Genomic DNA, 11615 nt, shown 5'->3' on the forward strand with positions numbered 1-11615 from the left:
TTACGAATTTTACTTTGGAAGCCATACGATAATTGGATAAAGTTAATGGTTAAAGCACCAGGATAAAAATAGTTATTGTAAGTTGTTTTGTTTTTTTGTGAATAATTAAATCAAATAGTAATAATTGCCAAATGGACAGTGATCACCTTTAGTTGGTTACTGGTTCTTTGGTCGAAGTTTAGGAAAATATTGTTCAGAATATTGTGTGAACTAACCACTATAACTTTTATGCAACGCTATTGATTAAAAATAAAAGAAGAGGAACCCTGATTATCTTTCAGGAGTTCCTCATGTGAGCTATTGGCCAATCTTTTTGTATGTTTTCATCGCAAAGTATTAATTCGTTTGAAAACTTGTTGTAGTAATTTTACCATCTACTTTACTCAAGTTTTTTATTTTTAGGGTTGGATTACTAACACCACATTCTTCCAGAATATCCTCAAATACTTTGAATTCCTTTCTCTTTATTACGACTTCAATTTTGTACCTTATATCCTCATTATTACCTCGAGCCAGAAAATTATTAACCGTATAGCCTGCTCTCCTAAGCTTTTCTGCAATTTTGATCATTTTATTTTTATTATTTAAAAATAAATCCACTTCTAAAATACCAAGTGCTAAACGTTCTTCAAGTTTACCACCGATAAAGACTCCTAGTGTTCTACCTAAAGCATATGCAATTGTAAAATGTATTCCCTTTGAACTAGTCACTTTAGTAACGACAGTTGCAAAAATCATAGCATCTACAAATACCACAAGATAAACCGGGTTCATAATTTTTTTAGATATCAATATCGTTTTTAGTGTTGCTAAAATATTAGTAAGAGATGTTATTAGAAATAACCCTATAAGTGCAAATATGACATCTATTGTCATCATGGCACCTCCTTTTTTGTTGATCAGCTAAATATGCTGCCTAGATTGTTAAACTTTTTGTGTCCAAAAAATAAATATTGCACGACAAAAAAAACTGACAATAGTATATTAGTGAATAATCAGTTATGTGAGTAAATCCCATAATTAAAACTTAAATTATTTTCATAAAATATGTATTCTACTACTAGGCAGTAATGTGGCATATTGTATAAATAATCAATCAAAGTTAATTATGCATTTTTTTGTTCAAATAATTTACATTGAAAATTGAAAATTCAAGAATAGAATAAATCCACTTTAATTAAATCATTCGAATATTTTAAGGATTTCTAATATAAAACAAGAAGGGGGGATAAGTTTTTGTGATATATTAAAATAGGATGATAGGATGAAAAGTATCTTAATAATAATTTTGGAAATAACGAAAGGTTATTGTGAAAATTTATTTGTTCATACTTTTGTTCCACTTTACCTGATTAAAAAACTAACCTTTTAATTATATCGTATATAGCAATTATTTACAAGATAAAATTTAATATTTACTTATGGTACGGTTCACCTCGATTAATTTTAAATGCTCGATAGATCTGCTCCAAAAGTATTAGTCTCATTAGCTGATGGGGAAATGTCATTTTAGAGAAAGATAATAGACCATTAGCTCGATCATATACCTTTTTTGATAAACCTAATGAACCGCCGATAACGAAGACAATATTGCTATTACCGTATGTTGTTAGTTTGTCTAACTCCTTTGCCAACTTTTCTGAGCTCCACATTTCTCCCTCTATTGCCAAAGCTATTACATATTGATTTTGATCGATATGTTGTAAAATCCGCTCTCCTTCTTTTTGTTTTATTTGCTGCATTTCTGCTTCACTTAGATTCTCAGGAGCCTTCTCATCGGCAACCTCGATAATTTGCAACTTTGCATAAGGAGATAATCTTTTTTTATATTCGGCAATACCTTGTACTATGTACTTTTCCTTTATCTTACCAACACTTATAACTGTTATTCGCACGTTTTCACCTACTCTGAAATACTATTTATAATTTTTTATGATATCCAAAATTAAAATAAACAGCAGAATCACGAGGATTCTGCCTTTTATTTTATTTATTGATATTAACGAAATGTTTCAGGGACTTCAGAAAGAGTCATGGTAATGGTTTGTAATCTACCCTTACGATAAAAGGTTACTTTCATCTTATCTCCCACATTTTTATATTTGTACAAGTATTTACGCAAATCAGATGAACTCTCAATCTCGTAATCATCTAACTTCACGATAACATCTAAACGATTTAAACCAGCAAGGGCTGAAGGGCCTAATTTGCTAAGCTCCACTAATACAACTCCATTATTAACTGAATCAGGAAGATTTAATACGTTTTTTCTATCCTTTTGAGATACCAAATGTAAATCGTATGGTGTTACTCCCATATAAGGACGTTTAACCCTACCATATTTTATAAGTTGTTCGATTATTGGTTTTGCATCGCTAATAGGTATGGCAAAGCCTAAACCTTCAACTCCACTTTCAGCTATTTTAGCACTATTTATACCAATCACTTGGCCGTCTATGTTTACCAAAGCTCCTCCACTATTGCCAGGGTTGATAGCTGCATCAGTTTGGATAACTTCAGTCTCCCAATCTGCTTGACCATCTTTATCTAAATCATTAGGAATAGAACGGTTGGTTGAACTTATTACACCGACAGTTACCGATTGGGAAAAAGCTCGTCCAAGAGGATTACCGATAGCAATAGCTGGTTCACCAGGTTTTAAGTTCGTAGAATCACCAAATTCAGCAACTGTATCTACATACTTTTCGTCAATTGCAATAACTGCTAAATCTGTAAGTCTATCAGCACCCAAAAGTTCAGCAGATATTTTGCTATCTGTATTAGGAAGGGCCACTTCGATCTCTTTAGCACCTTCTATTACATGATTATTGGTGACGATGTATGCTTTCCCATTTTTTTTGTCAAAGACAACCCCTGAACCTTCACCTGCTTCAACGATTCGAGTCTTACGAGTCCATAAACTACTCTGTTCTTGAATATTCACAACACCAACCACTGCTGGTTTTACCTTCTCTACAGCTGTCACTATACTTGAGTTTACATCAACAGTTATCTGTTTGGTTGGAACTTTAGTCCCATCTTGTATAGGAAGGGTTGTAGATTGTTGAGTTGAGATCTCTATTAATCCAGCATCTATTAAAGTTGGCAATAAAAGAATTACGATAAATCCTCCAACGATGGCTGAAAACAACGATGTGAAGATACCAGCCCCACTTCTTCTCTTTCTTCTCTTTCTTTCGTAAAATTCATCATCATCATAAAAGTTCATAGTCTTCACCATCCTTTTTATGATAATCATTATTACTAAACCAAAAAATTATATACAGCTTATTTCCTTTTCCCAGTCTAATTTTTATCTGACTGGTTAGAATAGCATATAGGCATATATATATTAATTTTAGCACTCATTAAATCAAAATGAAAATAAAGAGGTGTTCGGTAGTGAACAGATTAAATAGGTTGCCAGTCGATGTTGACATTATAAGTCAATTATCTGACTTAAAGGAAATTGATTACAAGAATATGCTTATCTTAACTGCATTGATAGACTTACTAATAGAAAAGGGACTAATTACTCAACAAGAAATGCTTGATAAAACGAATAAGTTAGAATCTGAATTGGATAACTCTATTTTACCGCAAGAATTTCTTTAAACTTCACCTTTTTTCTATCCAATATCTCTAAAGATGTAGGTCTGTCGGGAAATGTATCCAATAATTTCACGTCTTCTTCGGTAATACCATAGTCCTCAAGAATATTTTTAACAGTTAATCGAGCTAACTCTATCAAGTTGTTTTCTTTACTTAAATGGGCTAGATGTACTTTTTGAGTAACTTCAGTAATGATCTCAGCTAAAGCTTCACCGGAGGCTTCGTTGGAAAGATGTCCCACGTCACTTAATATTCGCTGTTTCACAGACCAAGGATAGGAAGACATCCTTAACATTTGGACATCATGATTAGCTTCAAAGATATAGGCATCTGAACCTATAATTTTATCTTTTATTTTTTGACTTACGTACCCTAAATCAGTTACTACACTTAGCTTTAAATTTTCTTTTCTTAGAACATAGCCAACTGGTTCTGCCGCATCGTGAGAAATTGCAAATGACTCTACCTGTAACTTTCCAAATTCTTTTACTGTTCCGGTCTCTAATATCCTCTTTAGTGAATCATCGATTTCACCAATTTGGCTGGGTAGGTTTTCGAAAGTCTTAGCATTAGCATAAATAGGGATTTGATATCTTCTTGCTAAAACTCCAATCCCTTTTACATGATCGTCATGCTCATGGGTAATAAGTATTCCATCGATATCTTTAGGACTAACCCCGATTTTCTCTAAACCCATTTCTATTTTTTTCCCGCTTAACCCTGCATCAATCAATAAATTGTATTCATCTGTTCCTATATAAATTGAATTGCCAGTGCTACCACTGGCTAAAATACTATATTTAATCAAAAGAATTAACCTCCAAGATGTTTTTCTTTTCTAATTATCAATCAGCAATTTCTTTTTTTCAATAGTTTATTACGTTTTCCATCCCGCCTGTCATGGCATTCACATATAGTTTATCAGTTATTTGGACATTTTTAAAAACTATTTTCCAAACGGGAGTTAATATTTGAATATTAGATTGATTGGTTTGTCCGTAATAACTAAGTTTGATCTGCTTTATTTCTGCACCATTTGGAATAAGACCCTGTTCTATCACCCTTCTAAGTGCAGAATAAGAAGAGATTACTTGCTTATCCAGCCCACTATCTACAATTTCAAAATAATTTTGATTATAAAATAATTCCCCATTGCTATTAAGATATATTATAAGTTTTGCTCCTAGTAGAGGGTACCCTTCAGTTGTTTGGTAATACACCAAATAGTCAGGTTCTTTGGATTCTAATGGATTAAATTCGTACAGTTCAAAGTTTTTAATAGATTTATTAGCTATTAATTCAATCACATTTCTATTAGAGTTCTCTTCTAACCCTCCTTTAAGCTTTTCATTTTCGGCAAATACAATCTTTCTTATCTTGATAAAATGCATCTTAGGTAGCTGTTCAGGAATTTCAGTACTTAATTTTATATTTTGTTTAAAGAGTAATTCTTGGAGTTCATCTAAATTATTAGTTGTCCATTGCATATTATTACTATATTTATTTTGCTTCAGATATAGCTGATAACCAAGAGATAAGTTTAGTAATAAAAAGGAAATGATTAATATACTCTTTGCCTTACTCCAATCCAAGTTGTTACACTCCTCCCTCGTAAGCAGGAATTTCTATCGGTTTCTGGCCTAGAAGGTAAATCTTCCAATAAGGTTCAAAAATATAGCTATTACCTATTCCTTTTACCTTATATCCCAATTTAATCGTTTTTATATCCGACTCATTGACCCCGATTTTTTCTAAATAAGTAATCAATTCCAATCCATTCAATGTTTTAATAATCTTGATATCAGTGTATTTATCCAATAATACTGCAGATCTTTGAAATAGATTAACAATTCCGTCTGTAACCTGCATTTGGATTATCCCATAATCCCCAGCTAATATAGGATAACCTTCAATATATTTTCTAAAGCCGAAATTGGTCTGGTTTCCTCGGATCCTTTGATTCTTAGCTAAACGATATATTCCATCCCAACCTCCGTGTTGATTAACGTATCGAATAGCAACATAAAGGCCCCTGTCGAGATTGAGATCCTTTTTTTGTCCAAAAACAGGTTGATAAAATGAAATTTTTTTTGCCATTGAATCATATTGCATACTGTATGTTCCATCCGTATATAGAATGCTCTTCTTATCATTCATCTCATATACTTTTCTAACCATACTTGAATCAATGAATAAAAGTTGCTTGAAATCGTCCACTGTTAGGGTAGTATATGATCTGCTAATTACTTTCATATTTGTTCCTTCAACTGGTAGATAGTACATTCTCTTTATTGATTTATCTTTGTTTATCGAACCTACAAAATGATATGAATATTTAGTTTGATAAACAGCTTTAGAAATATATTCAGTTAATTGTTGGTCGGAAATGGTTACTTCGGCAGTAAAAACTTGATCTTTATTATCAGAAATAAAATAGGCTTCAACTTTATTTTTTTGATTTAGGAAAATCCATAGGCGATTAACTTCTTCAATATTTATCTTTGTTGCTGGGATATTAATTATTGAAGAGATTAAAGAATTTGTTAAAGGAATAGGGAAATAAATCTCAATCCCTTCCCTATTCTCTACGATGTCTTTCCAATCTATTTTATTTTCTGCCTTTGTAAAATTATAAAAGGTCCAACCCTTCATTTCTTTTTCCATTTGGTAAAATAGAATAACGTTCGGTCTAATTACTGAATGAGCATTTTTCCCAAAATGATAAATTATTTTTTCAGGACTTAGTAATTGTACTAAGTCTATATCTTGTCCAAACTTTGGTTGAGGTAAGTATTCAGATATTGATACGCTACTACTATTAAAATTATAAAAACTTAGGAACAACGTTAGTACTATACTATTGATAACGAGTAGGAACAAAATAATAGATTTAACTTTTTCCTTCATTAATTGCCATTCCTTTCTTGACATTCCTTTCTGACATTGGAATATAAAAAGCTATCTTTGTTCCTTTGTTTATCTCACTTTCTATAAATATTTCACCGTGGTGTGCTTTAACAATTTCCTTAGCTATTGATAAACCTAAACCCGTACCCCCCATCTCTCTAGAACGAGCCTTATCTACCCGATAAAACCTTTCAAATAATCTAGATAAATGCTTTTTGGGAATGCCTATCCCAGTATCAGCTACTTCAACGTATAATTTTTCCTGTTCTAACCTCACAGATACTGTAATTTTCCCTTTTTCACTATATTTAATAGCATTTGAAAATAGATTGTCTAACACCTGATCTATTTTATCTCGATCAACCAATATCTTCGGAAGGTATTTGGGGATTTTTACCGATACATCGATTGATTTTTGCTTACATTTGAAGCTAAATCTATCAACAACGTCTTCAATCATTTCTTTTATAGATACGTAGGATTTGTTAAGTCTCGTTTTCTCCTCATCTAGTCGGGATAACTGTAGTAGATCGGTTACCAATCTTATCATCCGATCCGTTTCGTGACTTGCAACTTTAATAAATCTATTTGCTAACTCAGGATCTTCAATACCATCTTCTAAAGCTTCTAAATAGCTTTTTATGGTCGTTAACGGCGTTCTTAATTCATGTGAAACGTTGGCCACGAAATCCTTTCGCATTTGTTCTAACTTTTGTTCCTCTGTCACATCATGAACTACGATTATGACCCCAATCTTTCCCCGATGAATATGATGCATCATATTAAACGTCATCTTCAAGACTTTAATTTCATTTTCAGATTCATACTTATAAAAAATGGTCCCTTCTTTTTCGGGAAATTCAAGGGAAGCAAAAACCTCATCTATTCGTTTATCCTTCACCAGTGACTCTTTTAATCCGATAATATCTAAAGCACGTTGATTAACAACGATTATTTTTCCTTCATCATTAGTCGCTATTACCCCATCACTCATATGGGAAAGTATAGAAGCTAGTTTCTCTTTCTCCTCTTCATTTTGATAGATAGCTTCTCTAAGCTTAATTGCCATTCGATTGAAGGTTTCTCCTAGTCTACCTATCTCATCATCACCATATATTTTTACTTGTTGATCGAAGTTCCCTTCAGTCATATTCATTGCCTGAGTAGTTATTTCTTTGATAGGTTCAGTTATAGTTCTTGATAAGACATATCCTAAAAATGCTGTAAATACCAAGGCGATAATCGTAGCAGTCATGTGAATTCTGTTAATACGATTTATCGTTTCATAAACCCCTTCAATGGAGGCTTTCATGAAAACTGCTCCCAACACTTTATTCCCTTGTTTGATTGGAAACGCTAAAAATTTCATTCGATGTCCAGTATTAGCATCAACTCTTATTGCTTCATCTCTGGTTCCTAAGAGCGCCCTATTAACTTCAATTTGAGAGATTTTACGTCCAACAATATTAGGAATCCTTTCGGTTGTACTGATAATAATTCCACTACTATCAACAATAGAAACATCCACACCATTTAATGCAAACAAATTGTCTACTAATGCATCAATCTCTGCCCTTTTCTCTTCTTTGCTCTGTCCATCTTCAATTAGATATCTTTCTAAGTTTACCGACAATAAATTTGCTTGAGCATACAATGTTTGATTAAAATTATCAACATAATACTTTTCCAATGTTTGAATAAAATAAATTCTGATAATCTGCATAGATATTAAGATTAACAAAATATACATGATTACTAATTTCCATTGTATACTCTGAAAAAAATTTGACCGTCTCAATGTAAACTACTCCTTTTGGGAAGGGTTGCGCAATACATATCCTAGACCACGCTTCGTTATTATATAAACTGGCTGACTAGGATTATCTTCAATTTTTTCTCGTAATCTCCTGATGGTTACATCTACTGTTCTTACATCTCCAAAATAATCGTAACCCCATACAGCTTCAAGTAAGTGTTCTCTAGTCAAGACAATTCCAATATTTTTGGCTAAATAATACAGTAACTCATACTCTCGATGCGTTAGATCTAAAATGGTATCCCTTTTTTTAATTAAGTATGAGGATGGATAGATACTTATTTCACCAATTACTAGCTGATGGTTTACTGTATCTTGCTGTTCATATGAAGAAATTCTTCTTAGATTAGCTTTGACTCTAGCAATTAATTCTCTAGTTGAAAATGGTTTAGTTACATAATCATCTGCTCCCATTTCCAAACCAAGTACTTTATCAACTTCAGTATCTTTAGCAGTTAGGATTATAATAGGTTTGTCGGTAAATTTTCTAATTTCTCTACAAACTTCAAAACCATCGATCCCAGGAAGCATGATATCCAACAATATTAAATCTGGTTCTAACTCTTTTGTTTTTTTAACCGCTTCTATTCCATCAAACGAAGTATAGACTTCATATCTTTCTTTTTCTAAACTAAATTTCAAAATATCTGCAATCGGTTTTTCGTCTTCCACTACCAAAATTTTATTTTTCAAAATGAATATCCCTCCATTTTGATATTTTTATAATTTTAAAGTTTCTAATTATTCACAGTTTATCATAAACTATTATTCTTTTTGTAGGATATAAAAAAAAGATAGGTTTGTCCAATATCTTATAAAACCTATCTTTCTTCCTAAATATAATTTTTTATTTACCTATATAATTTAATGGGTTCTTTTTAACTCCATTTACTCTTACCTCAAAATGAAGATGTGTACCTGTTGAACGTCCTGTACTACCCATAATAGCAATCTTTTGTCCTTTAGCTATTTTATCACCAACAGCAACGTTAATGCTATTTAAGTGAGCATACAAGGTCTTAATCCCATTGCCATGGTCAATGATAATTGCTTTACCATATCCACCACGCCAACCCGCAAAGATAACCTTGCCATTGTCAGCAGCCTTAATTGTATAATCCCTAACGCCTGCTATATCTAAAGCATAATGAAAACTACCCCATCTTGGACCAAAATAACTGGTAATTACTCCGCCTACTGTTGGCCATACCATAACGCCAGATCCTTTAGATGGAACTGGTTTTGTTCCTTTTAAAACAACCTTTTGTGTAGGTTCTTCAAGAACATTTTCACTCAAAATAGTCTTTTCTACAATTATCCCATTTTCCTTAACTATTGAATATTCAACTTCTTTTTTTCCTTCTTTCCCCTTTACTAGGGTTTTTGATTCATTTACAAACATTGAATTATCTTTTTTATATTGCACTGTATAAGGTATTCTTTCAATTTGTTTAACAACTTCGGTCGTTTTTACAGTAATTAGCGGTGTCATCGCTGTAACCACTAATTTGTCTCCTATGTGGATGAGTTCACCATCAAGTTGAGGATTCATCTGATAAACTTGTTTAGTTGTTAATCCAAACCGGTAAGCAATTTCCGAAATCGTATCTCCTTCTTGAACTGTATAGATTTTTTCTTCAAGGGTTCCCTTCTTCAATAAAGTGAGCATATCATTTTCTGAAATAATTTGGTCTGGAGAAACCCTAACTTCCTTAAAATCTATATCTTCTTTAATTTCAATATTCTCAACTTGAACATCTTCTTGATCAGAATCATTTAAAGATGCTGCAACAACCTTATCTTCTTTATCATTTTTTTGCGTATATGATTCTTTTATGCTACTTAATAACCTATCAGCTGTAGCTTGATCCTTAACTATCCCAACAACTTCACCATCTACAACTAACTCTACACCGACCGCTTGAATATTGAATTTTTTTTCTAGAGAGGCTATTGTTTTGGAATTATCATATTTCCCCTTATACTTTTTCTCTTTTTTAAAGGTTATCACAGTAGAAGAGTCTAGTTTGATATCCTTATATTCTTGTTGTAACTTATTGAACTGTTGTTTTTGCCAATTCTCAACGACTGATTTATCATTTACTGTACCAATTTCCTGTCCATCAACATATACATGATATAAAGTTATCGCATTTACCTCATATTGATAAAATCCAAAAGCAGTTCCAATCGCTATAAATCCAGATAAAGCTCCAATTATAACCTTTTTATTTTTTATATATTTATTATTTTTTTTTGATTTTAAATTAGAAAAAACTTTTTGTAATTTACCTGTTATCTCGGTAAATTTAAAATATTTTGCCATAAAAACCTCCCCGAATTTGGAGATTTAATATGTAGAGCATCTCCATTAATAATTTTTATCTATAATACCTAAAAAAGTTAACACTTCCCACTTATCACTTTACCACAACATAGCTTGGCCCAGCAAGAGGAAATATCTAACCATAATACATAAATAGTAGTCTCATAAGTAATACTATGTCTAGGAGGGATATTTATGCCTAACAATAGAAACATTTTAGCAGCCTTTAAATCGATTGAAGAAGCCCAGAAAGCAGCAGAGGAATTAAAACAGCGAGGATTTTCAAATATTCAAGTAGATCAAATTGGAATGTATCCAGGAAGCCAAATGAATGACCTTTTCAATCCAATTACTGGTGGATTTAAAAGTTTAGCCGACCTCACTTTAGGTTCCTTCACAAATAAAAGCAGTGAAATCTTAGCATCAGTAGATGTAAGTGCCAGCGGAATGGCAGATGGAAGTGGTAGTTATATGGATATCAATAGAAATATTCTTCTTACTGTGGTTACAGATGAGGTAAAAGCTAAGGAAGCGGAACAAGTAATTAAAATGTATAATGGTCAATTCTAGCAAAAAAACCTACTGCATCAGTAGGTTTAATTTTATGTAACTTTGAAAATGGTGGTTCGGGACGGAATCGAACCGCCGACACGAGGATTTTCAGTCCTCTGCTCTACCGACTGAGCTACCGAACCACGTTTTGATTTTTCGAAAAAAGCCCTAGATAAAAAAAATGGCGGAGCTGACGGGATTCGAACCCGCGATCTCCTGCGTGACAGGCAGGCATGTTAGGCCTCTACACCACAGCTCCAAGAATAAAATGGTGAGCCATACAGGATTCGAACCTGTGACACCCTGATTAAAAGTCAGGTGCTCTACCGACTGAGCTAATGGCTCATGTTTTCCTTTTGGACACGATAGATATAATACCATGGTAAAATAGTTATGTCAACT

The 11615-nt window shown here is 32.6% G+C and carries 11 protein-coding genes and 3 tRNA genes; 2 read left to right on the plus strand and 12 right to left on the minus strand.

Annotated elements, in window-relative coordinates:
• Positions 1-336: 336 nt before the first annotated feature.
• The 3 genes from BHF71_RS04300 to BHF71_RS04310 all read right to left on the minus strand — a co-directional run bounded on the left by BHF71_RS04300 (position 337) and on the right by BHF71_RS04310 (position 3229).
• Positions 337-876, minus strand: coding sequence for a DUF5698 domain-containing protein (locus BHF71_RS04300; protein WP_069656443.1), 540 nt, complete (start codon positions 874-876; stop codon positions 337-339).
• A gap of 539 nt (positions 877-1415) precedes the next feature.
• A complete protein-coding gene (gene rlmH, locus BHF71_RS04305) occupies positions 1416-1895 on the minus strand; it encodes a 23S rRNA (pseudouridine(1915)-N(3))-methyltransferase RlmH (RefSeq protein WP_069656444.1) in 480 nt (159 codons plus the stop codon).
• Positions 1896-1999: 104 nt separating this feature from the next.
• Positions 2000-3229: a S1C family serine protease gene (locus BHF71_RS04310; protein WP_069656445.1), complete on the minus strand. Its 1230-nt coding sequence runs from the start codon at positions 3227-3229 to the stop codon at positions 2000-2002.
• 173 nt (positions 3230-3402) lie between these two features.
• On the opposite strand from BHF71_RS04310, the gene BHF71_RS04315 reads away from it, so the two are divergent.
• On the plus strand, positions 3403-3615 hold the full coding sequence (locus BHF71_RS04315; protein ID WP_245683818.1) for a hypothetical protein: 213 nt from the start codon (positions 3403-3405) through the stop codon (positions 3613-3615).
• On the opposite strand, the gene BHF71_RS04320 is transcribed toward BHF71_RS04315, so the two are convergent.
• From BHF71_RS04320 to BHF71_RS04345, 6 genes are all read right to left on the minus strand, one after another.
• The gene (locus BHF71_RS04320) at positions 3590-4417 is read right to left on the minus strand and encodes an MBL fold metallo-hydrolase (protein WP_069656474.1); all 828 of its coding nucleotides are present in this window, start codon (positions 4415-4417) and stop codon (positions 3590-3592) included. The two genes, BHF71_RS04315 and BHF71_RS04320, sit on opposite strands and share 26 nt — an antisense overlap.
• Positions 4418-4478: 61 nt before the next feature.
• Complete coding sequence (gene yycI / locus BHF71_RS04325) at positions 4479-5204, minus strand: two-component system regulatory protein YycI (RefSeq protein ID WP_069656447.1); 726 nt, start codon at positions 5202-5204, stop codon at positions 4479-4481.
• A 4-nt stretch (positions 5205-5208) separates the two neighbouring features.
• Complete coding sequence (locus tag BHF71_RS04330) at positions 5209-6519, minus strand: YycH family regulatory protein (protein ID WP_069656448.1); 1311 nt, start codon at positions 6517-6519, stop codon at positions 5209-5211.
• Positions 6503-8317, minus strand: coding sequence for an ATP-binding protein (locus BHF71_RS04335; RefSeq protein WP_069656449.1), 1815 nt, complete (start codon positions 8315-8317; stop codon positions 6503-6505). Before BHF71_RS04335 ends, BHF71_RS04330 begins: the two co-directional genes overlap by 17 nt.
• 6 nt (positions 8318-8323) lie before the next feature.
• The gene (gene yycF / locus BHF71_RS04340; RefSeq protein ID WP_069656450.1) at positions 8324-9028 is read right to left on the minus strand and encodes a response regulator YycF; all 705 of its coding nucleotides are present in this window, start codon (positions 9026-9028) and stop codon (positions 8324-8326) included.
• A gap of 154 nt (positions 9029-9182) precedes the next feature.
• Positions 9183-10661, minus strand: coding sequence for a M23 family metallopeptidase (locus BHF71_RS04345; RefSeq protein ID WP_069656451.1), 1479 nt, complete (start codon positions 10659-10661; stop codon positions 9183-9185).
• A gap of 195 nt (positions 10662-10856) precedes the next feature.
• Here BHF71_RS04345 and BHF71_RS04350 point away from each other — a divergent pair, with 195 nt between their 5' ends.
• Positions 10857-11231 (plus strand): SPOR domain-containing protein, encoded by a 375-nt coding sequence (locus BHF71_RS04350; protein ID WP_069656452.1) that lies wholly within the window; start codon positions 10857-10859, stop codon positions 11229-11231.
• A gap of 49 nt (positions 11232-11280) precedes the next feature.
• On the opposite strand, the gene BHF71_RS04355 is transcribed toward BHF71_RS04350, so the two are convergent.
• From BHF71_RS04355 to BHF71_RS04365, 3 genes are all read right to left on the minus strand, one after another.
• Positions 11281-11356: transfer RNA gene (locus tag BHF71_RS04355), tRNA-Phe, on the minus strand.
• Between the two features lie 39 nt (positions 11357-11395).
• A tRNA-Asp gene (locus BHF71_RS04360) sits at positions 11396-11472 on the minus strand.
• 10 nt (positions 11473-11482) lie between these two features.
• A tRNA-Lys gene (locus tag BHF71_RS04365) sits at positions 11483-11558 on the minus strand.
• Between the last annotated feature and the right edge of the window lie 57 nt (positions 11559-11615).

Origin of the sequence: Vulcanibacillus modesticaldus (genome assembly GCF_001730235.1) — a bacterium.
Taxonomy (GTDB): domain Bacteria; phylum Bacillota; class Bacilli; order Tepidibacillales; family Tepidibacillaceae; genus Vulcanibacillus; species Vulcanibacillus modesticaldus.

Coding starts and splice junctions, on each gene's coding strand:
- BHF71_RS04310 (WP_069656445.1), bottom strand. CDS start 3,229: ATGAACTTTTATGATGATGATGAATTTTACGAAAGAAAGAGAAGAAAG.
- BHF71_RS04345 (WP_069656451.1), bottom strand. CDS start 10,661: ATGGCAAAATATTTTAAATTTACCGAGATAACAGGTAAATTACAAAAA.
- BHF71_RS04300 (WP_069656443.1), bottom strand. CDS start 876: ATGACAATAGATGTCATATTTGCACTTATAGGGTTATTTCTAATAACA.
- BHF71_RS04330 (WP_069656448.1), bottom strand. CDS start 6,519: ATGAAGGAAAAAGTTAAATCTATTATTTTGTTCCTACTCGTTATCAAT.
- BHF71_RS04350 (WP_069656452.1), top strand. CDS start 10,857: ATGCCTAACAATAGAAACATTTTAGCAGCCTTTAAATCGATTGAAGAA.